Raw genomic sequence first — 22,923 nt, forward strand, 5'->3', positions numbered from 1 at the left:
CAGTGGGTTCGACGAGAGGGTCGCCATCGCCGCGCCGCCCTCGACAGAAGACGAATCCAAAGATGAGCCAGCCCACATTCACGGTCGCGGACATCCGCAAGACCTTTCTCGATTTCTTCGCTTCCAAGGGCCACACGGTGGTGCCCTCCAGCTCGCTGGTGCCGGGCAACGACCCCACGCTCATGTTCACGAACTCGGGCATGGTCCAGTTCAAGGACGTGTTCCTGGGCGAAGACAAGCGTCCCTACGTTCGCGCCGCCTCGGTCCAGGCCTGCCTGCGCGCCGGCGGCAAGCACAACGACCTGGAGAACGTGGGCTACACCGCGCGCCACCACACCTTCTTCGAGATGCTGGGCAACTGGAGCTTCGGCGACTACTTCAAGCGCGAGTCGCTCAAGTGGGCCTTCGAGCTGCTGACCGAGGTCTACAAGCTGCCGGCCGAAAAGCTCTGGGCCACCGTCTACATCGAGGACGACGAGCCTACGACATCTGGACCAAGGAAATCGGCCTGCCGCCCGAGCGCGTCGTGCGCATCGGCGACAACAAGGGCGGGCGCTACATGTCCGACAACTTCTGGATGATGGCCGACACGGGCCCGTGCGGCCCGTGCTCCGAGATCTTCTTCGACCACGGCCCCGAGATCCCCGGCGGCCCGCCCGGCAGCCCCGACGAAGACGGCGACCGCTACATCGAGATCTGGAACAACGTGTTCATGCAGTTCGACATGCAGCCCGACGGCTCGGTCAAGAAACTGCCCGCGCCCTGCGTGGACACCGGCATGGGCCTGGAGCGCCTGGCCGCGATCCTGCAGCACGTGCACAGCAACTACGAGATCGACATCTTCGACGCGCTCATCAAGGCCGCCGGCCGCGAGACCGGCACGCAAAACCTGTCGAACAACTCGCTGCGCGTGATTGCCGACCACATTCGCGCCACCTCGTTCCTGGTGGCCGACGGCGTCATTCCGTCGAACGAAGGCCGGGGCTATGTGCAGCGCCGCATCATCCGCCGCGCCATTCGCCACGGCTACAAGCTGGGCCAGAAGAAGCCGTTCTTCCACAAGCTGGTGCCCGACCTCGTCAAGCTGATGGGCGATGCGTACCCCAAGCTGGTGGCCGATGAAAAGCGCATCACCGACACGCTGAAGGCCGAAGAAGAGCGCTTCTTCGAAACGCTGGCCAACGGCATGGAAATCCTCGACGCGGCCCTGGCCGGCGGCGCGAAGACGCTGCCCGGTGAAGTGGCCTTCAAGCTGCACGACACCTACGGCTTTCCGCTCGACCTGTCGGCCGACGTGTGCCGCGAGCGCGACGTGAGCGTCGACGAAGCCGGCTTCAACGTCGCGATGGAAAAGCAGAAGGCCGCGGGCCGTGCCGGCGGCAAGTTCAAGATGGACCGCAACGTCGAGTACACCGGCGCGGGCAACGTCTTCACCGGCTACGAGCACCTCGAAGAAAACGCCAAGGTCGTGGCCCTGTACTTCGAAGGCGCGGGCGTCAACGAACTGAAGGAAGGCCAGTCCGGCATCGTCGTGCTCGACACCACGCCCTTCTACGCCGAGAGCGGCGGCCAGGTCGGTGACCAGGGCGCGCTCGTGGCCGAAGGCGTGCAGTTCGGCGTCGACGACACGCAGAAGATCAAGGCCGACGTGTTCGGCCACCATGGCACGCAGACGCAAGGCACGCTCAAGGTGGGCGACGCGGTCAAGGCCGCGGTCGACATCGCGCGCCGCAACGCGACCATGCGCAACCACTCGGTCACCCACCTGATGCACAAGGCCTTGCGCGAAGTGCTGGGCGACCACGTGCAGCAGAAGGGCTCGCTGGTCGACGCCGACAAGACGCGCTTCGACTTCGCGCACAACGCCCCCGTCACGCGCGAGCAGATCACCGAGATCGAGAAGCGCGTGAACGCCGAAATCCTGGCCAACGCGCCCACGCAAGCCCGCGTGATGGACATGGAAGCCGCCCAGAAGACGGGCGCCATGATGCTGTTCGGCGAGAAGTACGGCGAGACCGTGCGCGTGCTCGACATCGGCTCCAGCCGCGAACTGTGCGGCGGCACCCACGTGGGCCGCACGGGCGACATCGGCCTGTTCAAGATCGTCAGCGAAGGCGGCGTGGCCGCCGGCGTGCGCCGCATCGAAGCGGTCACGGGCGCCAACGCGCTGTCTTACCTGCAAGACCTCGAATCGACCGTGCACAGCGTGGCCGCCACGCTCAAGTCGCCGGCCGCCGAGCTGCAAGGGCGCCTGTCGCAGGTGCTCGAGCAGGTCAAGGCGCTGGAGCGCGAAGTGGGCTCGCTCAAGGGCAAGCTCGCCTCGTCCAAGGGCGACGAGCTGCTGGCGCAGGCGGTCGACGTCAACGGCATCAAGGTGCTCGCGGCCAAGCTCGACGGCGCCGACGCCAAGACGCTGCGCGACACCATGGACAAGCTGAAGGACAAGCTCAAGACCGCCGCCATCGTGCTGGCCGCCGTCGACGGCGACAAGGTGCAGATCGCGGCCGGCGTCACGGCCGACAGCACGGGCAAGGTCAAGGCCGGCGAGCTGGTCAACTTCGTGGCCCAGCAGGTCGGCGGCAAGGGCGGCGGCAAGGCCGACATGGCCATGGCCGGCGGCACCAACCCTGCCGGCCTGGCGGCCGCGCTGCAGTCGGTGCAGGCCTGGGTCGCCGAACGCGCCTGACGACGCATCGGTCCCCGTCACACAAACACACAAGCACTTCATGCCAGACGCGATCCCCGGTGAAGTGCTTGTAATGGGGGCCGGCACCATCGGGTGCTTCATCGGCGGCAGCCTGGCGGCGGCGGGCGTGCCCGTCACTTTCGTCGGCCGTGCGCGCGTGCTCGAGAAGCTCGCCACGCACGGCCTCACGCTCACCGACATGGACGGCGGCAAGCACAAGCTGCCGGCCGCCGGACTGCGGCTGAGCGAGCAGGTGCCCTCGGGTGCCCGGCCCGCGCTGGTGCTGCTGTGCGTGAAGAGCGGCGCCACCGCCGAAGCCGCGGGCGAGCTGGCCTTTGCATTGCCCGCGGGCACCACGGTCGTCTCGCTGCAGAACGGCATTTCCAACGGGGCGGCCGCCTCGCAGACCGGGCCGTCGCTCAACGTGCTGTCGGGCATGGTGCCGTACAACGTGGCCGAGATCGGCCCCGGCGCCTTCCATCGCGGCACGCCCGGCCGGCTGGCCGCCGAAGACGACGCGGCCCTGCGCCCGTGGCTGCCCGTGTTCGAACGCGCCGGCGTGCCGCTCGACCTGCATGCCGACCTGCTGCCCGTGCAGTGGGGCAAGCTGCTGCTCAATCTCAACAACCCCGTCAACGCGCTCTCGGGCCTGCCGCTGCGCGAAGAGCTGATGCAGCGCGGCTACCGCCGATGCTTCGCGTCGCTGATCGACGAGGCGCTGAGCGTCCTCACCGTCGCGGGCATTGCGCCGGCGCAGGTGGCGGCCGTGCCGGCGCCGCGCCTGTCGAGCCTGCTGCGGCTGCCCGACTGGGTGTTTCGCATCGTCGCGGCGCGCATGCTGCGCATCGACGCCAAGGCCCGCTCCAGCATGGCCGACGACCTGGCGCTGGGCCGCCGCACCGAGATCGACGCGCTCAGCGGCGAGGTGGTGCGCCTGGCGCAGGAGCACGGCCTGAGCGCGCCGCGCAACGCGCGCATGGTGGCCTTGCTCGGTGCTTGGCCGGAGCAGCCCAAGCGCTGGACGGCACGGCAATTGCAGGACGCATTGGGCTTGTAGCCCCGAGCCTGTACCCTCGGGCCGTTGCAGCGTTCGGCTTTCAAAGAGGGAGCTTCCATGCAGGTCCTGATTCTCGGCAGCGGTGTCATCGGCACGTCGGTGGCGTACTACCTGGCGCGCGCCGGCCACGAGGTGACGGTGCTCGAGCGCCAGCCCGCGCCCGCGCTCGAAACCAGCTTCGGCAACGCGGGCGAGGTCTCGCCCGGCTACTCGGCGCCATGGGCCGGGCCCGGCGTGCCGGTCAAGGCCGTCAAGTGGCTGCTCATGCGGCACAGCCCGCTGGTCATCAAGCCCATGCTCGATCCGGCCATGTGGCGCTGGGGCTTGTCGATGCTGCGCAACTGCACGCAGGCGCGCTACGAGATCAACAAGGGCCGCATGGTGCGGCTCGCCGAATACAGCCGCGACTGTTTGAAGACCCTGCGCGCCGACACCGGCATCGCCTACGACGAGCGCATGCAGGGCACGCTGCAGCTGTTCCGCACGCAGCAGCAGCTCGACGGCACCTCCAAAGACGTCGAAGTGCTCAAGGCCTCGGGCGTGCCCTACCAGGTGCTCGACCGCGAAGGTTGCGTGCAGTACGAGCCTGCGCTCGCGGGCGTGAAAGACAAGTTCGTCGGCGGCCTGCGACTGCCGGGCGACGAGACCGGCGACTGCTTCAAGTTCACGCAGGCACTGGCCAGGCTGGCCGAAGCCGAGGGCGTGAAGTTCCGCTTCGGCGTCGACATCCAGGCCATCGAGCACGCGGCGGGCAAGGGCGTCACCGCAGTGCGCACCAATGCCGGCAGCTTCACCGCAGAGCGCTACGTGGTCGCGCTGGGCAGCTATTCGCCCGCGCTGGTCAAGCCGCTGGGCATCGGCCTGCCGGTGTACCCGGTCAAGGGCTTCTCGATCACCGTGCCCATCACCGACGCCAGCGGCGCGCCCGAATCGACCGTGATGGACGAGACCTTCAAGGTCGCGGTCACGCGACTGGGCGACCGCATCCGCGTGGGCGGCACCGCGCAGCTCTCGGGCTTCGACCTGCGGCTGGACGCGGGCCGGCGCGACACGCTCGAACACGTCGTGACCGACCTGTTCCCCCAGGGCGGCAGCGTGCGCGAGGCTTCCTTCTGGACCGGCCTGCGCCCCATGACGCCCGACGGCACGCCCGTGATCGGCGCCACCCGCATTCCCAACCTGATGCTGAGCACCGGCCACGGCACGCTCGGCTGGACCATGGCGGCCGGCACCGGCCGCGTGATGGCCGACCTGATCGCGGGCAGGCGCCCGAGATCGACATGGAAGGCCTGACCGTGGCGCGCTACGGCGGCTGACGCCCCCGCCACGCTCCCCACCCGCAGGGCGGCCCGAAACGGCCGCCCTGTTTTCTTTGGGTAACAACGATCAGGGTTTTTACCTAGTCATGAAGTTGTCTTCCTCGGTATTCTTCGTGGCGTTCCATTAATAAATCGTTGTTTCTTTAGTGAAACAAACCAACGATCCCACGGACCCGATGAAACACACTCGCCGCCATGCCATCGCCGCCGCCATTTCCCTGGCGGCCGCTTGCGCCACCGGACTTGCCTGGGCAGCCGACGGCTACCCCGCCAAGCCGATCACGCTGGTCGTCGCCTATCCGGCCGGCGGCGACACCGACGCCCTGGCGCGGCTCTTCGCCGAGAAGCTGGCCACGCGCGTCGGCCAGCCCGTGGTGGTCGACAACCGCCCCGGCGCCAGCGGCATCATCGGCAGCGCCTACGTGTCGAAGGCCGCGCCCGACGGCTACACGCTGCTGCTGGCGCCCAGCACCTTCTCGATCGCGCAGCTGGTGCTCAAGACCAACGGCTCGTCGGGCTACGACGTGCTCGGCGGCTTCACGCCCATCGTGCAGACCGGCAGCCAGCCGCTGTTCCTGGTGGCCAGCGGCGGCAGCGGCTTCGCCAGCCTGAAGGACGCGGTGGCCGCGGCCAAGGGCGGCAAGTCGCTGAGCTACGCGAGCCCGGGCAGCGGCTCGCCGATGCACATCCTCGGCGAGATGTTCGCGCGCGCCTCGGGCGCCAGCCTCGCGCACGTGCCCTACAAGGGCGTGGCCCCGGCGGTGAACGACGTGCTGGGCGGCCATGTGCCGGTGACCTTCATCACGCTGGGCCCGGTGTCGCCGTACTTCGCCAACGGCAAGCTGCGCCCGCTGGCCGTGGCCTCGGCCCAGCGCTCGCCGCTCGCGCCCAACGTGCCGACGCTGGCCGAGCAGGGCTACAAGGACGTCGAGGTGACCGCCTGGAACGGCCTCTGGGGCCCGCGCAACCTGTCGCCCGAGATCGTGAAGACGCTCAACGGCCATTTCAACGAGATCCTGAAGATGCCCGAGATCGTCGCGCGCATGGCCGTGCTCGGCACCACGCCCGTGGGCGGCGACGCCGACGTGCTCGGCAAGACCAACGCCGCTGACTACGCGCGCTTCGGCAAGGTCATCAAGGAGCTCGGCATCCAGGCCGACTGATCGAACCCCGCTCACCTCATTCCCATGACCGACCTCCAAGCCATTCCCGACCCGTCGAGCCTGCAGGCGCTGCTGGCCGAACTGCCCGCCAACCTGCTGGCCGGCCGCCGCGTGCTCGTGACCGGCGGCGCGCGTGGGCTGGGCCTTGCGTTCGCGCAGTGCATTGCCGCGGCGGGCGCCCACGTGGTGCTGGCCGACATCCTTGGCGAGCTGGCCCAGGCCGAGGCGAGGGCGCTGCGCGACGCGGGCCACGCGGCGCATGCGCTGGCGGTCGACCTGTCGGACCCCGCCGCCATCGACGCTGCGCGGGCGAAGCCATCCGCCTGCTCGGCGGGCTCGACGGCCTCGTCAACAACGCCGCCATCACCAACTCGGGCGGCCGCGACGCGCACCAGCTCGACGTCGACACCTGGGACCGCGTGATGAACGTCAACGTGCGCGGCAGCTGGCTCATGGGCCGCGCCTGCCGCGCCGCGCTGGCCGAAAGCGGGCGGGGCGCCATCGTCAACCTCGCGTCCGACACGGCGCTGTGGGGCGCGCCCAACCTGCTGGCCTATGCGTCGAGCAAGGGCGCCGTCATTTCCATGACGCGCTCGCTGGCGCGCGAATGGGGCGGCGACGGCATTACCGTCAACGCCGTGGCGCCCGGCCTCACGCTGGTCGAGGCCACCGAATACGTGCCCATGGCGCGCCACCAGAAGTACTTCGAAGGCCGCGCCATCCCGCGCGAGCAGCAGGCCGCCGACGTGTGCGGCGCGACCCTGTTCCTGCTGTCGGGCCTCGCGCGCTTCGTGACGGGCCAGCTGCTGGCCGTCAACGGCGGCTTCGCGATGCATTGACGCAGCCAACCCAACTTTTCCGACCAAGGAGTTTTCCGATGAGCGATCTGTCCGAACAGCAAAAGATCACCGATGCGCCCGCCACCACCCTGGCGCAGCCCGAAGGCACGAACCTCGCCGAGTGGATGAACAGCCGCATCGCGCGCTACGACACCCGCAAGTACGACTGGGACGCGCTGAAGTTCCAGGCCGACTTCGACCCCAAGTACCGCCGCGCGCAGATGCGCTACGTGGGCACGGGCGGCACCGGCGTGGCGAAGGACGTCAACACCGTGGCCGCCGAGCACTTCACCTTCTCGACCATGGTGATCCCGGCCGGCCACGAAGGCCCGCCGCACCTGCACACCGACGTGGAAGAAGTGTTCTTCCTGATCCGCGGCAAGCTCAAGGTGGTGATCGAGAAAGACGGCGAGCGCTTCGAGACCATCATGACCGACCGCGACCTGATCTCGGTGCCGCCCGGCGTGTACCGCGAAGAGATCAACATCGGCGACGAAGACGCGCTGATGTGCGTGATGCTCGGCGCAAAGAAGCCCGTGACGCCGACGTACCCGGCCGATCACCCGCTCGCAAAGATCAAGCGCTGAGCGGCCGGCCATGAACGACACCATCGCCCCCGACGCGCTCGCGTTGTCCGCCGCCGAGCTGGCACGGCTTGACGCACGCTTTGCGGCCCGCAATGTCGCGGTCGGCGGCGGCGCCGTGGTGTCGGTGCGCGAATGCGGCAATGGGCCGGTGGTCGTGTGCCTGCACGGCATCGGCTCGGGCGCGGCCTCGTGGATCGACACGGCTGCGCTGCTCGCATCGCAAGCCCGCGTGATCGCGTGGGACGCACCGGGCTATGGCGAATCGACACCGCTCGAAGCCGCCGCACCCACGGCCGCCGAATACGCCGCGCGCCTGGGCGCCTTGCTCGACGCGCTCGGCATCGACTCGTGCGTGCTCGTCGGCCATTCACTCGGGGCCATCACCGCCGCGTCGGCCGCGCGCACCGACCAGCGCATCCGCCGCCTCGTGCTCGTGAGCCCGGCCATCGGCTACGGCGCCGCATCCCGCGAGGCAGCACGCGCCAAGGTCCGCGCCGAACGCCTGGCCACGCTCGACGAGCTCGGCATCGCCGGCATGGCGGCCAAACGCGCCGGCCGCCTCGTGTCCGACAAGGCCGGCGAGCACGCCCGCCAGTGGGTGCGCTGGAACATGGCGCGCCTGAACGACCACGCTATCGCCAGGCCGTCGAGCTGCTGTGCAACGCCGACCTGCTGGCCGACCTGCCGCCGCCCATGCCCGTGCGCGTGGCCTGCGGCGCGCTCGACGTGGTCACGCCGCCGGCGGCCTGCGAAGAGGTGGCGCGCCGGTGCGGCGTACCGCTCGAATTGGTGGACGATGCGGGGCACGCCGGCTATGTGGAACAACCGCAGGCCGTCGCCACGCTGCTGCGCGAATCGCTCGCCGGCTGACCGCAACACAGACAAGAAGACATCCAAGGAAAGAACAGGCATGGCCACCAACGACAACGAAGTGATGGAAGAGGGCGCCGACCGCTACAACGTGCCCGCGCTGGAGCGCGGCCTGCGCGTGCTGTGCGAGTTCAGCCGCGAGAACCGCACGCTCTCCGCGCCCGAGCTGGCGCGCCGCTTCGACCTGCCGCGCTCGACCGTGTTCCGCCTGCTCACCACGCTGGAGAACATGGGCTTTCTCGAACGCGCCGAGGGCGGGCGCGACTACCGCCTGGGCCTGGCCGTGCTGCGCCTGGGCTTCGAATACCTCGCGTCGCTGGAGCTCACGCAGCTGGGCACGCCGCTGCTCAACCGCCTGTGCGACGAGCTGCGCACGCCCTGCAACCTGGTGGTGCGCGACGGCCGCTCCATCGTCTACGTGGCCAAGGTGGCGCCGCCCACGCCGTTCGCCAGCTCGGTCACCGTGGGCACGCGCCTGCCGGCCCACGCCACGGTGCTCGGCCGCATCCTGCTCGAAGACCTGACCCTGCCGCAACTGCGCGCGCTCTACCCCGAGGACAAGCTCGAGACCTTCTCGCCGAGCACGCCGCGCACCGTGACCGAGCTGTTCGACATGGTGCAGGCCGACCGCCAGCGCGGCTATGTGCTGGGCGAGGGCTTCTTCGAATCGAACATCTCCAGCATCGCGGCGCCCGTGCGCGACCACAGCGGCCACATCGTGGCGGCACTGGGCGCCACCGTCACCGCGAGCCACATCGAGGAAAGCCGGATCGACGAGATGGTGCAGCGCGTGCGCGGCACCGCCGACGAAATCTCCGGCCTGCTGAACTACTCGCCCGCGCGCACCGCCAAGGTCGTGCCGCTGCGCAGCGCCTGAAACCCGCCACCGCCAAGTCACCGCCACGCCATGACCACGCCGTCTTCTTCCTTCTTCTTCGCCGCCGACGCACTGGCCGGTCGCGTGGCCGTGGTCACGGGCGGCTCGTCGGGCATCGGCCTTGCCACCGTCGAGCTGCTGCTCGGCTGCGGCGCGGCGGTCGCGCTGTGCGGCCGCAACGCGCAGCGCCTTGAAAGCGCCGTGGCCGGCCTGCGCGAACGGCACCCGGGCGCGAAGCTTTTCGCGCAGCCGTGCGACGTGCTCGACGCCGCCTCGGTGCGGGCCTTTGCCGCCGCCAGCGAGGCCGCGCTCGGCCCGGCCTCGATGCTCGTGAACAACGCGGGGCAGGGCCGTGTTTCCACCTTCGCCGACACCGACGACGCGGCCTGGACCGAGGAGCTCAACCTGAAGTTCTTCTCGGTGATCAACCCCACGCGCGCCTTCCTGCCGCAGCTCGCGGCGCGGCGCTCGGCGCTGGGCGACGCGGCCATCGTCTGCGCCAACTCGCTGCTCGCGCGCCAGCCCGAGCCGCACATGGTCGCCACCTCGGCCGCGCGCGCCGGGCTGCTGAACCTCGTGCGCTCCATGGCCACCGAATTCGCGCCGCAGGGCGTGCGCGTCAACGGCATCCTGATCGGCCTGGTCGAGTCGGGCCAGTGGCGCCGCCGCTTCGAGGCGCGCGAAGACAAGTCGCAAGACTGGTCCGCCTGGAGCGGCCAGCTCGCCCGGAACAAACACATCCCGCTGGGTCGCCTGGGGCTTCCGACCGAAGCCGCGCGCGCGATTCTTTTTCTTGCTTCACCGCTCGCGTCGTACACGACCGGCAGCCACATCGACATTTCCGGAGGCCTTTCGCGCCATGCATAACCCCACGAACAACACCACAGTCACCGTCGGCGCAGTCGTCGCCGCCTTCCTCGAACAGTGCGGCGTCAAGGCGGCCTTCGGTGTGATCTCGATCCACAACATGCCCATCCTCGATGCCTTCGCGCAGCGCGGCGCGATCCGCTTCGTGCCGGCGCGCGGCGAGGCCGGCGCGGGCAACATGGCCGACGCCTATGCGCGCTCCACCGCCAGCCTGGGCGTGTGCCTCACCAGCACCGGCCCGGCGGCGGGCAACATCGCGGGCAGCATGGTCGAGGCGCTCACCGCCGGCGCGCCGCTGCTGCACATCACGGGGCAGATCGAGACGCCGTACCTGGACAAGGGCATGTCGTACATCCACGAAGCGCCCGACCAGCTCACCATGCTCAAGGCGGTGTCCAAAGCCGCGCTGCGCGTGCGCAGCGTGGAAACGGTGCTCGGCACGCTCAAGCGCGCGGTGCAGCTCGCACTCACGGCGCCGACCGGCCCCGTGAGCGTGGAGATCCCGATCGACATCCAGTCGGCGCTCACGACCATGCCCGCCGACCTGTCGCCGTTGCCCATCGAGCGGCCCGTGCCCTCGGCCGCCGCGCTCGACGCGCTGGCCTCGCGCCTCGCGGCCGCCAAGCGCCCGATGTTGTGGGTCGGTGGCGGCGCGCGCCATGCCCGCGCGGCCATCCAGCGCCTGCAGAAGCTGGGCTTCGGCGTGGTCACGACCACGCAAGGGCGCGGCACGGTGCCCGAGGACGACGCCGGCTCGCTCGGCTCCTACAACATCCACAAGCCCGTCGAGGCGCTCTACCAGCGCTGCGACGCGATGCTGGTCGTGGGCTCGCGGCTGCGCGGCAACGAAACGCTCAAGTACGAGCTCAAGCTGCCGCGCCCGCTGCTGCGCATCGACGCCGACGCAGCCGCCGAAGGCCGTGGCTACACGAGCGACCTGTTCGTGTGCGGCGATTCCGCGCTGGCCCTCGAAGGCCTGGCCGACCGCCTCGAAGCCGCGAAGTACAAGGCCGACCCCGCGTTGCTCACCGAGCTGCGCGCCGCGCATGCGCAGGCCGTGGCCACGCTCACCGACGGCCTCGGCCCGTATGCCGAGCTCGTGAAGGAACTGCAGTCCGCCGCGGGCCGCAACTTCAACTGGGTGCGCGACGTCACCGTGTCGAACAGCACCTGGGGCAACCGCGAGCTGCGCATCTTCGAGCCCAGCGCCGGCGTGCACGCCACGGGCGGCGGCATCGGGCAGGGCATGCCCATGGCCATCGGCGCGGCCATCGGCGCGGCCGAAACGGCTTCGGGCCGCAAGACCTTCTGCCTGGCCGGCGACGGCGGCTTCATCCTGAACCTGGGCGAGCTCGCCACGGCGGTGCAGGAAGAGGCCGACATGGTCATCGTGCTCATGAACGACAAGGGCTACGGCGTCATCAAGAACATCCAGGACGCGCAGTACGGCGGCCGCCGCTGCTATGCCGACCTGCACACGCCCGACTACGCGCTGCTGTGCAAGGCGCTGTCGCTGCCGCATGCGCGCGTGCAGCGCATGGACGAGCTGAAGGCCAGGCTGGGCGATGCGCTGGCCAAGAAGGGCCCGTTCCTGCTGGAGATCGACATGCTCTCCATCGGCGATTTCAAGAGCGCCTTCGCGGGCCCGCCGACCAACACCGTGACGCAGATCCCGGCGCTCGGCAAGACCGCTGCGGCTTCGGTGGAGTGACGGACGTGCGCGAGTTGCGTGTCGCATTGATCGGCTGCGGTGCCATCGGCACCTCGGTGCTCGAACTGCTGAAGGGCGATGCCGCCCTGCAGGTGGCCGCCATCGTCGTGCCCGCCGAGGGCGTGGCCGCGGCGCGGCAAGTTGCACCGGGCGTGCGGGTCGCGAGCAGCGTACCCGCCGAAGGCATCGACCTCGTGGTCGAGACCGCCGGCCATGCCGCCATCGAGCAGCACGTGCTGCCCGCGCTGGCACGCGGCACGCCCTGCGTGGTCGCGTCGGTCGGCGCGCTGTCGGCCAAGGGCCTCGCGGAAAAGCTCGAGGCCGCCGCCATTGCCGGCCGGACGCAGGTGCAGCTGATTCCCGGCGCCGTCGGCGCCATCGACGCGCTGGCCGCCGCCCGCATCGGCGGGCTCGACAGCGTGCGCTACACCGGCCGCAAGCCGCCGCAGGCGTGGAAGGGCACGCCGGCCGAGCAGGGCCGCGACCTGGGCGCGCTGTCCGCCGAAACCGTGATCTTCGAGGGCAGCGCGCGCGAAGCGGCCTTGCTCTACCCGAAGAACGCCAACGTCGCGGCCACCGTGTCGCTCGCGGGCCTGGGGCTCGACAAGACCCTGGTGCGGCTGATTGCCGACCCTGCCACCACCGAGAACGTGCACACGGTCGAAGCCGAGGGCGCCTTCGGCAGCTTCGCGCTGACCATGCGCAACAAGCCGCTCGCGGCCAACCCCAAGACCTCGGCGCTCACCGTGTACAGCGCCGTGCGCGCGCTGCGCAACCGCGTGGCCGCGCTTGCCATCTGAGTCTGAGTCCTTCCATGATCTCTTCCGAACTTCTCCCGATCTGCATCGCCGGCGAATGGCGCCTGGGCGGCGGCGACGTCTACGAAAGCCTGTACCCCGCCACCGGCGAGCCCATCGCGCGCCTGAAGGCCGCAAGCCTGGCCGATGTCGAAGAGGCCATCACCCGCGCCGACCACGCGTTCCGCACCAGCGGCTGGGCGCAGCGCCTGCCGCACGAGCGCGCCGCCGTGCTGCACCGCGTGGCGCAGCTGATTCGCGAAGAGGGCGAGTCGCTCGCGCAGAAGCAGCGCCTGGACAACGGCAAGCCGATCACCGAAACCCGCAACCTCGTGGCCAGCGCCGCCGGCACCTTCCAGTTCTTCGCCGCCGCGCTGGAGACGCTCGAAGAAACCATCACGCCGTCGCGCGGCGCCTTCGTCACGATGAGCGTGCACGAGCCCATGGGCGTGGTCGCGGCCATCACGCCGTGGAACTCGCCCATCGCCAGCGAGGCGCAAAAGCTGGCGCCCGCGCTGGCGGCCGGCAACGCGGTGGTGGTGAAGCCCGCCGAAGTCACGCCGCTGATGGCGCTGGAGCTGGCCCGCATCTGCGAGCTGGCCGGCGTGCCCAAGGGCATCGTCAGCGTGCTGCCGGGCAAGGGCTCGGTCATCGGCGACGCGATCACCAAGCACCCGCTGGTCAAGCGCGTGTCGTTCACGGGCGGCACCACCACGGGCAAGCACATTGCCCACATCGCGGCCGACAAGATGATGCCGGTGTCGCTGGAGCTGGGCGGCAAGTCGCCGACCATGGTGCTGGACGACGCCGACCTCGACCATGCGGTGAACGGCGTGCTCTACGGCATCTTCAGTTCGTCGGGCGAGTCGTGCATCGCGGGCTCGCGCCTGTTCGTGGCGCGCGGCATCTACGACGAGTTCCTCACGCGGCTGGCCGAAGGCGCCAACGCACTGCGCGTGGGCGACCCGGCGTCGGAGCGCACGCAGATGGGCCCGCTCATCACGGCGAAGCACCGCGAGGGCATCGAGCGCTATGTGGACCTGGGCGTGTCAGAGGGCGGCAAGATTCGCACGGGCGGCGTACGCCCGCATGGCGACGGCTATGACCACGGCTACTTCTACAAGCCGACCATCATCGAAGGCCTGACCAACAGCGCGCGCATCAGCCAGGAAGAGATCTTCGGCCCGGTGCTGGTCGCGATGCCCTTCGACAGCGAAGAGGAGCTGATCGCACAGGCCAACGACAGCGTCTACGCGCTGGCGGCCGGCGTGTGGAGCCGCGACTTCAAGCGCGCCTGGAAGCTGGGCCGCGCGGTGCAGGCCGGCACGGTCTGGGTCAATACCTACAAGCAGTTCTCGGTGTCCACGCCCTTCGGCGGCTGGCGCGACAGCGGCCTGGGCCGCGAGAAGGGCCGCGAAGGCATCTTCCAGTACATGGAGCAAAAGAGCATGTACTGGGGCACGAACGAACAACCCCTGCCGTGGGCCAACTGAGAGCGAAAAGATCATGAGCGTACTTGGCATCGACCAGATCACCTACGGCGCGGACGACCTGCCCGCCTGCCGCCAGTTCTTCCTGGACTGGGGCCTCGCGCTGAAGTCGGAAGCGTCCGACGAACTCGTCTTCGAGTGCCTCAACGGCTGCAAGGTGGTCGTTGCGGCGTGGGACAAGCCGGGCCTGCCGCCCGCGATGGAAGAGGGCCCGACCCTGCGCGAAGTGGTGTGGGGCGTGGAAAGCGACGCGGACCTCGACCGCTACGCCGACGCCATCGCGCAAGACCCGGACTTCTTCGACACCCCCGTCTGCGGCGCGCGCCGCATCGGCTGCACCGACCCCAACGGCCTGGCCGTGCGGCTGCAGGTCAGCCGCAAGCACGCGGTGCAGGTCGACTGCGGCGCCATGAACACCTGGAACGCCAAGCCGCGCATCAACCAGGCCGCGCCCGTGTACGAACGCGCCACGCCCATCGAGGTGGGCCATGTGGTGTTCTTCGTGAGCGACGTGAAGGCCACCAGCGCGTTCTACGCGCAGCGCTTCGGCTTCGTCGCGTCCGACAGCTACCCCAACCGCGGCGCGTTCATGCGCTGTGCGGCCGAAGGCGGCCATCACGACCTGTTCCTGCTGCAGATTCCCTCGGGCAAGCGCGGCATCAACCACGTGGCCTTCACCGTGCGCGACATCCACGAGGTGTTCGGCGGCGGCCTGCATTTCTCGCGCTGCGGCTGGGAAACGCAACTGGGCCCGGGCCGCCACCCGGTGTCGTCCGCGTACTTCTGGTACTTCAAGAACCCGGCCGGCGGCCTGATCGAGTACTACGCCGACGAAGACCAGCTCACCGCCGACTGGCAGCCGCGCGAGTTCGAGCCCGGCCCCACGGTGTTCGCCGAGTGGGCGGTCGACGGCGGCCTGGACGGCCACACGCGCCGCCAGAAGAACGCGGAAGGCCCCAAGGGCGCCTTCCTCACCGAAAAGAAATGAACCCCTCGACTCCCATGCAACGACGTTTTTCTTTCTCCGTTTTGTTCGCCGCGCTCGCGGCCTTCACGCTCGCCGCGCCCGTGCATGCGCAGCAAAGCGATGCGCAGAAGCAGCTTGCCAGCGAGCGCTTCACCATCATCTCGCCGTTCCCGCCCGGCGGGCCGGTCGACACGCTGGCCCGCGTGCTGTCCGAAGGCTTGACCAAGCGCTACGGCCAGGCGGCCGTGGTCGACAACCAGGTGGGCGCGGCCGGCAACATCGGCATGGAGAAGGTCAAGCGCGCCAAGGGCGACGGCCACACGCTGCTGGTGATTCCGGCGGGCAACGTCACCATCAACCCGACGCTGATGCCCAACTTCCCGTTCGACATGGCGAAGGACTTCGTGCCGATCACCATGCTGGCCAAGGCGCCCAACGTGCTGGTGGCGTCGCCGTCATCGGGCATCAAGAACGCGAAGGAACTGGTGGCGCAGGCCAAGGCCAAGCCCGGCACGCTGTCGTATGCCTCGCCCGGCGTGGGCAGCGGCCTGCACCTGGCGGGCGAGCTGTTCAAGCAGCAGGCGGGCATCGACATGCTGCACGTGCCGTACAAGGGCACGGCGCCCGCGCTGAACGACGTGCTCGGCGGCTCGGTGCCGCTGATGTTCAGCAACCTGCCCGCGACGCTGCCGTTCCTCAAGCAAGGCAAGCTGGTGGCCATCGGCATCACCGAGGCCAGGCGCAGCGCCGCCGCGCCCGACATTCCGACGCTGGCGGAGCAGGGCATCCAGGGCGTGTCCGTGACCTCGTGGTACGGGCTGATGGCGCCCAAGGGCACGCCGCCCGCCGTGGTCGAGCAACTCGCCAAGGACGCGGCCGAAATGCTGTCGCGGCCCGAGGTGCGCGAGCGCCTGAAGCTGCAGGGCATGACCGACACGGCCATGAAGCCGGCCGAGTTCGCCAGCTACATCCGCGATGAAACGGCCGTGTGGGCCAAGATCATCAAGGCCCGCAACATCGTGGCCGAATAGGCCGGCCGCACGCGACAGAACCCCGAGGAAAGAGCCTTTCATGAAGACAAGCGAATCCACCATCGGCATCGTGGGTGCCGGCATCGGCGGCCTCGTGGCGGCCATCGCGCTGCGGCGCGCGGGCCACGACGTGGTCGTGTTCGAGCAGGCGAAGCAGTTCGCCCGCGTCGGCGCCGACATCAACCTCACGCCCAATGCCGTGCGCGCGCTCGACGGCCTGGGCGTGGGCGATGCGGCCCGCGTGACGGCGGCGCGCCCGTCGCACCGCATCAGCCGCACCTACGACACCGGCGAAGAAACCTCGCGGCTGGAAATGGCCGACTCGGCCGAGCAGCGCTACGGCGCGCCGCAGCTGACCATTCACCGCGCTGACCTGCTGGCCGCGCTGGCCGACATGTTCCCGGCCGAACGCGTGGCGCTGGGCAAGCGCGCCGAGACCATCGCGCCGGACGACACCGGCGTGCGCATCGCCTTCACCGACGGCAGCAGCGCCCGCGTGGGCGCGCTGATCGGCGCGGACGGCATCCACTCGTGCGTGCGCACCGCGATGTTCGGCGCCGAGAGCCCGCGCTTCACCGGCATCGTGGCGTATCGCGCTGTGGTGCCCGCCGAGCGCGTGGCCGGCGTGCCCAACCTCGGTGCCTTCACCAAGTGGTGGGGGCCCAACCCGCAGAGCCAGATCGTCACGTTCCCGCTGAACCGGGGCAAGGACATCTTCATCTTCGCGACCACGCCGCAGGACACCTGGCACCTGGAGTCGTGGACCGCGCCGGGCAGCGTCGACGAGTTGCGCGCCGAGTACGTGGCCTACCACCCCGACGCGCGTGCCCTGCTCGACGCCTGCGACACGGTGCTCAAGACCGCGCTGTACGAGCGCGACCCCACGCCCGCCTGGGCGCAGGGCCGCATGGCGCTGCTGGGCGACGCCGCGCACCCGATGCTGCCGTTCATGGCGCAGGGCGCGGGCATGGCCATCGAAGACGCGGTGGTGCTGTCGCGCCATCTCGACGGCGTGGCCATGGCGGGCGTGCCCGCCGCGCTGAAAGCCTTCGAGACCGCGCGCATCGAGCGCGCGAGCCAGGTGCAACTGGGCTCGCGCGGCAACAACTGGCTGCGCGAAGGCGGCAACGCCGACTGGGTGTACGGCTACGACGCATGGGCCGCGCCGCTCGGCACGCCCGCGATGGCCGCCGCCAGCGCCGCCTGATTCATTCCACCTCACCCCACGGAGGCACACGATGCAAACACAAGACCGCTACCTGCAACCGCACCAGGCGCGCCAGCGCCCCGCGACCACCTACGAAGACCTGCTGGGCGACGTGATCGAGCGCGCCTTCGCCGACGGCGTGCACGACCTCGCGGGGCTGGTGCAGCGCCTGAACGACAGCGGGCTTGCCACGCCCGGCGGCAAGCCCTGGACCGAGGCGCTGTACGCCAAGGAAATGGCCGCGCTGGCCGGCTGAGAGAAGAGGAATCCATCATGACCATCGCCATCCAACCTGCGGCAACCGCTCATGCGGACCCGGTCGACCACCTGCTCGAGATCGGCCTGAAGGACCTCTGGTACCCCATCTGCCCCTCGCACTTCATCAAGGAGAACCCCGTCTCCCTGCGCCGCCTCGGCCGCAAGCTCGCGCTGTGGCGCGACGGCGAAGGCGTGCTGCACGCGCTGGAAGACCGCTGCCCGCACCGCGGCGCGCCGCTGTCGCAGGGCGTGGTGCTGGGCGACAGGCTCTCGTGCCCTTACCACGGCGTGGAAGTGCGGCATGACGGCATCGTCACGCGCGTGCCCGGCAGCCCCGGCTGCAAGCTCGAAGGCTCGCAGGCCACGCGGCACTTCCATGTGCAGGAGCGCGCGGGCGCGGTGTTCATCTACAACTCGAAGGAGCCGGTCGACGTGGCGCCCCCGCTGGTGCTGCCCGAGCAACTGACCGACGACGCCGAGTACTCGAGCTTTCTTTGCTACACCGAATGGAAGGGCGACTACCGCTACGTGCTCGACAACGTGATGGACCCGATGCACGGCACGTACCTGCACAAGCAGTCGCACTCGATGGCCGAGGGCGACTCGAGCGCCAAGTTCGGCATTCGCCCGACCGACATCGGCTTCGTGTTCGAAAAAGAAGGCCAGCGCAACGTCAACTTCGACTGGACCGAGTGGGCCGACACCGGCATCCACTGGATGCGCCTTGAAATTCCGTACCCCAAGACCGGCGGCCCCGGCGGTAACTTCATCATCATCGGCGCGTTCTCGCCGATCGTGAAGGGCATGACGGCCACCTTCTTCTGGCGCGTGCGCAAGCTGGCGCCGGGCTGGCAGCGCGACACCTGGCGCTTCCTGTACAGGAACCGCCTGGAGGCCCGCCACTGGCACGTGCTGGAGCAGGACCGCGTGATGCTCGAGGAGATGGAGGCCGACGCCAACCAGCACGAGAACCTCTACCAGCACGACCTGGGCATCGTGCGGCTGCGCCGCCACATGCGCAACCTGGCGATGGCACAACTGGCGCCGGCGCAAGAAGCCGCCACGGCCTGAGACGGAGCACAGCCGCCATGTCTTCTCCCACGCTCAACGCCCTGGTGCACACGATGCGCTACGAGGCCGACGGCATCGTGAGCGTCGAGTTCCGCCCGGCCACGCCGGCGGTGGATTTCCCCGCCTTCGAGGCCGGCTCCCACATCGACCTGCACCTGCCCAACGGGCTGGTGCGCAGCTACTCGCTGTGCAACCCCGCCAGCGACCGCCAGCGCTACGTGGTGGGCGTGCTCAACGACCGCAAGAGCCGCGGCGGCTCGCGCTACGTGCACCAGCAACTGCGCGTGGGCATGACGCTGCCCATCTCGGCGCCGCGCAACAACTTCAAGCTGGTGGAAGAGGGCGCCGCGCGCTCGGTGCTGGTGTCTGGCGGCATCGGCGTGACGCCCATCTGGAGCATGCTGCAGCGGCTGGTGGCCATCGGCAAACCGGTCGAGCTGCTGTACTGCGCGCGCACCCGCAAGGAGGCCGCCTTCTGCGACGCCATCGAGGCGCTGGCCAGGGAAAAGTCGGTGCAGCTGACCTGGCACTTCGACGACGAGCAGGGCGCGCCGCCCCGGCTCGCCGCGCTGCTCGAAGGCAAGGGCGCCGACAGCCACTACTACTGCTGCGGCCCCACGCCGATGCTCGACGCCTTCGAGAAGAGCTGCGAGCAACTGGGCTACGCCAACGCGCACATCGAGCGCTTCGCCGCCGTGCACGTGGAAGCGCCCGCCGCCACGCAAAGCTGCGTGGTCGAGTGCGCCAAGAGCGGAAAGAACGTGGAGGTGCCGGCGGGCAAGTCGATTCTCGACAGCCTGATCGATGCCGGCCTCAACCCCGACCACAGCTGCAAGGAAGGCGTGTGCGGCGCCTGCGAAACGGCTGTGCTCGAGGGCGAGATCGAGCATCACGACGGCATCCTCACCAAGATCGAACGTGCGTCCAACAAGACCATGATGATCTGCGTCTCGCGCTGCAAGGGCGCGCGGCTGGTGCTCGATATCTGAACCCCAAGGCCCCTGGCCAGAAGAAAAACCACCCGAGACATTCCATGAAAAAGTACTTGCTCACGCTGGTTTCGATCAGCGCGGCTGGCGGAGCGCTGGCCCAATCTTCCCTCACCCTGTTCGGCGTGGTCGACGCCGCCGTCACCTACACCAAGGGCAGTGGCGACGGTTCCGCCCACAAGATGCAGCTGACCAACAGCGGCAACATGTTCAGCCGCCTGGGCTTTCGCGGCACCGAAGACCTGGGCGGCGGCTACTCGGCCAACTTCTGGCTCGAGATGGGGCTGCAGAACGACAGCGCGCTGGGCTTTCCGTCGAACTCGAACAACCAGGCCAGCGGCACCGGCACCGCGGGCGTGCTGAGCTTCAACCGCCGCTCCACCGTGAGCCTCGCGGGCCCGTTCGGCGAACTGCGGCTGGGGCGCGACTACGTGCCCGCGTTCTGGAACACGGCCATCTTCGATCCCTTCGGCACGGGCAGCGGCATCGGCGCCAACCAGATCTATTTCTCGGGCCTGGGCGGGCTGGTCGCGCCCACGGGCACGCGCGCCTCCAACAGCGTGGGCTACCTGCTGCCGTCCAACCTCGGCGGCTTCTACGGCCAGGTGATGTACGCCATGGGCGAGAACGACTCCAACTCGGTGCTGCCGAACACGCAGATCCCGAACCGCCACGACGGCGACCACACGGGCGCGCGCTTCGGCTACCAGAGCGGCGGGCTCAACATCGCGCTGGCCACGGGCCGCACGCGCTATGCGAGCGGCGACCTGCGCGTGACCAACCTCGGCGCGGCCTACACCTTCGGCCCCTCGCTGATGAACCTCAAGCTCACGAGCGAGCTGTACAAGGAGTCCAAGGGCAGCACCGACGCCAAGGGCGCGCTCATCGGCTTCCAGTTGCCTATCGGGCCGGGCGAGATCAAGAGCTCGTATGCGCGCTACCGGCTGGAGCCGCTGGGCGCGGCGCTGAAGCCCACCTCGTCGAAGCTGGCCATCGGCTACGTGCACAACCTGTCGAAGCGCACGGCGGTGTACGCCACCATCGCGCGCATCAGCAACAGCAACGGTGCCTCGGCCGCTCTTTCGGGCGCGATCACCGCGCCGAACCGCGCCTCCAGCGGCGCGGAGTTCGGCATGCGCCACATGTTCTAGGCGCGCGGGCGCCTCGTCACTCACTCCCTCACCGGCAGCACAGGTCATGAAGAGCAGCAGCAACAACAAGCACTATCGTTGGTACGGCGTTCTCACGCTCTTCGTGATCGTCGCGATCTCCTATGTGGACCGCATCAACATCGCGGTGCTCATCACCGACAAGGCCTTTCTCGACCACGTGGGCATCGCGGCGGGCGACCGCGTGAGCCAGGGCTTCCTGGCGACGGCGTTCATGCTGGGCTACGGCGTGTCGGCCTTCGTGCTCACGCCGTTCTGCTCGGCGCTGTTCGGCGTGCGGCGCAGCCTGGTGTACGGGCTGATTCTCTGGGGCGTGGTGACGTGGGCCTCGCCGATGTTCCACAGCTACGGGCTGCTGCTGGCCTCGCGCGTGCTGCTGGGCGTGTCGGAAGGGCCGCTGTTCTCGCTGGCCTCGTCGTACATCAAGGCGCACTTTCGCAGCGACGAGAACGGCAAGCCCAACGCCTTCGTCAACATGGGCACGGGGCTGGGGCTGGCCATCGGCTATCCGCTGGTGGGCTACCTGCTCACGCAGTTCGCGTGGGACACCTCGTTCCATGTGCTGGGCGTGCTGAACATCGCGCTGGGCATTCCGTTGGTGCTGGCCTTCGTGCGCATGCCGGCAGGGCATGCCGACGGCGTCAAGCCTTCGTCGTTCGGCGAGGCGATGGCGCGCGTGGGCGACATCGCGCGTGGCGCGCTGCACACGCGGCACCTGTTCCTCATCACGCTGCTGACCTCGGCCGCGCTGGCCTACCTCTGGGGCAGCAGCAACTGGTTGCCGACCTACCTGCGCGAGGCGCGCGGCTTCTCGATGCGCGAGATGGGCTGGCTGGCCTCGCTGCCGCAATACGCCACCGTGCTCGCGGTGTTCGTGGGCGGCTTGCTGATCGACAAGGTCGGGCGTGACCGCGTGCCCTTCATCTTCATGGGCGCGAGCGTGGGCGTGGCGCTGTCGGTGCTGACGGCCATCAACGCGCACGACCCGTATGCGGCCGCGTGCTGCCTCGTGGCCGCCAACTTCTTCTGGGGCCTGCAGAGCCCAGCCATTCCGAGCACGGTGCAGTACTGCTCGCGGCCCGAGCACACGGCCAGCGCGTTCGGCGTGACCAACGGCGCGGGCAGCCTGGTGGCGGGCTTCATGCCCGCGCTGATGGGCGGCGTGATCAGCGCGGTGTCGCACGGTTCGCAAGGCGCGGCGGTGACGTCGGCGTCTTCCGCTTCGGGCTTCTTCGCGGGCTTCGCGCTGCTCATCGGCACGCAGGTGGTGGTGTTCGGATGCGGCCTGGCGCTGTGGCTGCGCGACCGTTCGCAGCCCCCGGTTGCAGCCGCGGGTTCACAGCTTTCCTAGCTTTTCGGGCGACGCGAACCTTCGTACTGTGGCTGCGCGAGCACAGTCGTAGCCCTCGCAATCCGTCATCTGCGTGAGCATGTGTTTCGGCGGCGGAACCATCTTCGTATCGCGCATTGCATGCCGTGGTCCATGACTCCATTCGGCCTATGGCGCGCGAACATTTTGAGAGAGAAAAGTTCCGCGAGTCGTTGAGCCGTCGCATTCGATCAGCTAAAACTGGCGCACTTCAATGGACGAGGGAATGCGCGTGAAACCAACGAGAAGAGCCGCAGAGATTCTTGCCATCGCCGACACGCGACGTGTCGTTTCCGGCCTGCGCGAACGCGCCGTGCCGATGCCCTGGCGCTGACAGCACCCTAGCGCCGCCGGTCCCCCCGCTTCGCATCCCATCAACCCGCGTTCGCACGGGCATGGACGAACTCATCCCACGCATTCTGGGACCACCGCTTCACACGCGGTGTCGCTCCTGCATGCCCGTGCTGTCCTGACGAACGACCCGTTCGCCGGGAGGGCGGCGTGCTGCCCGTTTTTTTACCGGTAGTCCATCTCTTCATCACCGCGCGCGCCACGCGCATCGCCGGCTATCCGCTGGTGCTTGCGAGGGCCGCGCATCT

General features: G+C 69.1%; 16 protein-coding genes and 4 pseudogenes. All 20 read left to right on the forward strand.

All coding sequences use genetic code 11. From position 1 onward, the window contains the following. The first annotated feature begins 62 nt into the window (after positions 1 to 62). Positions 63 to 2,686: pseudogene (gene alaS, locus BMG07_RS16195) on the forward strand (alanine--tRNA ligase). Between the two features lie 40 nt (positions 2,687 to 2,726). Continuing rightward, a complete protein-coding gene (locus BMG07_RS16200) occupies positions 2,727 to 3,743 on the forward strand; it encodes a 2-dehydropantoate 2-reductase (protein WP_198085434.1) in 1,017 nt (338 codons plus the stop codon). A 57-nt stretch (positions 3,744 to 3,800) separates the two neighbouring features. Beyond that, positions 3,801 to 5,059 (forward strand): annotated as a pseudogene (locus BMG07_RS16205) (D-amino acid dehydrogenase). Between the two features lie 179 nt (positions 5,060 to 5,238). Then, complete coding sequence (locus tag BMG07_RS16210) at positions 5,239 to 6,225, forward strand: tripartite tricarboxylate transporter substrate binding protein (RefSeq protein WP_198085435.1); 987 nt, start codon at positions 5,239 to 5,241, stop codon at positions 6,223 to 6,225. A gap of 24 nt (positions 6,226 to 6,249) precedes the next feature. Then, positions 6,250 to 7,064, forward strand: a pseudogene (locus tag BMG07_RS16215) (SDR family oxidoreductase). Positions 7,065 to 7,102: 38 nt separating this feature from the next. After that, positions 7,103 to 7,651, forward strand: a complete 549-nt coding sequence (locus BMG07_RS16220; protein ID WP_198085436.1) for a cupin domain-containing protein — start codon at positions 7,103 to 7,105, stop codon at positions 7,649 to 7,651. A gap of 10 nt (positions 7,652 to 7,661) precedes the next feature. Next, positions 7,662 to 8,285: pseudogene (locus BMG07_RS16225) on the forward strand (alpha/beta fold hydrolase); the annotation flags it as partial. 276 nt (positions 8,286 to 8,561) lie between these two features. Further along, positions 8,562 to 9,398: an IclR family transcriptional regulator gene (locus BMG07_RS16230; RefSeq protein WP_198085437.1), complete on the forward strand. Its 837-nt coding sequence runs from the start codon at positions 8,562 to 8,564 to the stop codon at positions 9,396 to 9,398. Between the two features lie 30 nt (positions 9,399 to 9,428). Next, on the forward strand, positions 9,429 to 10,265 hold the full coding sequence (locus BMG07_RS16235) for an SDR family oxidoreductase (RefSeq protein WP_198085438.1): 837 nt from the start codon (positions 9,429 to 9,431) through the stop codon (positions 10,263 to 10,265). Then, on the forward strand, positions 10,258 to 11,976 hold the full coding sequence (locus tag BMG07_RS16240) for a thiamine pyrophosphate-binding protein (protein WP_198085439.1): 1,719 nt from the start codon (positions 10,258 to 10,260) through the stop codon (positions 11,974 to 11,976). Before BMG07_RS16235 ends, BMG07_RS16240 begins: the two co-directional genes overlap by 8 nt. A 5-nt stretch (positions 11,977 to 11,981) precedes the next feature. Next, positions 11,982 to 12,776, forward strand: coding sequence for an aspartate dehydrogenase (locus tag BMG07_RS16245; RefSeq protein WP_198085440.1), 795 nt, complete (start codon positions 11,982 to 11,984; stop codon positions 12,774 to 12,776). Between the two features lie 14 nt (positions 12,777 to 12,790). Beyond that, complete coding sequence (locus tag BMG07_RS16250; protein ID WP_198085441.1) at positions 12,791 to 14,266, forward strand: aldehyde dehydrogenase; 1,476 nt, start codon at positions 12,791 to 12,793, stop codon at positions 14,264 to 14,266. 13 nt (positions 14,267 to 14,279) lie between these two features. Then, on the forward strand, positions 14,280 to 15,251 hold the full coding sequence (locus BMG07_RS16255) for a VOC family protein (RefSeq protein ID WP_198085442.1): 972 nt from the start codon (positions 14,280 to 14,282) through the stop codon (positions 15,249 to 15,251). Positions 15,252 to 15,265: 14 nt separating this feature from the next. Next, positions 15,266 to 16,261 (forward strand): tripartite tricarboxylate transporter substrate binding protein, encoded by a 996-nt coding sequence (locus BMG07_RS16260; RefSeq protein WP_198085443.1) that lies wholly within the window; start codon positions 15,266 to 15,268, stop codon positions 16,259 to 16,261. 40 nt (positions 16,262 to 16,301) lie between these two features. Beyond that, the gene (locus BMG07_RS16265) at positions 16,302 to 17,468 is read left to right on the forward strand and encodes an FAD-dependent monooxygenase (RefSeq protein ID WP_198085444.1); all 1,167 of its coding nucleotides are present in this window, start codon (positions 16,302 to 16,304) and stop codon (positions 17,466 to 17,468) included. Between the two features lie 31 nt (positions 17,469 to 17,499). Continuing rightward, a complete protein-coding gene (locus BMG07_RS16270; protein ID WP_198085445.1) occupies positions 17,500 to 17,724 on the forward strand; it encodes a recombinase-like helix-turn-helix domain-containing protein in 225 nt (74 codons plus the stop codon). Positions 17,725 to 17,741: 17 nt separating this feature from the next. After that, entirely contained in the window at positions 17,742 to 18,797 is a 1,056-nt protein-coding gene (locus BMG07_RS16275; RefSeq protein ID WP_198085446.1) for an aromatic ring-hydroxylating dioxygenase subunit alpha, read from the forward strand. A gap of 17 nt (positions 18,798 to 18,814) precedes the next feature. Continuing rightward, positions 18,815 to 19,786, forward strand: a complete 972-nt coding sequence (locus BMG07_RS16280) for a PDR/VanB family oxidoreductase (protein WP_198085447.1) — start codon at positions 18,815 to 18,817, stop codon at positions 19,784 to 19,786. Positions 19,787 to 19,830: 44 nt separating this feature from the next. Beyond that, positions 19,831 to 20,937 carry a porin gene (locus BMG07_RS16285; RefSeq protein WP_198085448.1) on the forward strand — a complete coding sequence of 369 codons (1,107 nt, stop codon included), beginning with the start codon at positions 19,831 to 19,833 and terminating at the stop codon, positions 20,935 to 20,937. 46 nt (positions 20,938 to 20,983) lie between these two features. Next, on the forward strand, positions 20,984 to 22,306 hold the full coding sequence (locus tag BMG07_RS16290; RefSeq protein ID WP_198085449.1) for an MFS transporter: 1,323 nt from the start codon (positions 20,984 to 20,986) through the stop codon (positions 22,304 to 22,306). Positions 22,307 to 22,923 lie beyond the last annotated feature (617 nt).

It is taken from the genome of Variovorax sp. E3 (assembly GCF_016082275.1).
Lineage (GTDB): Bacteria > Pseudomonadota > Gammaproteobacteria > Burkholderiales > Burkholderiaceae_C > Variovorax.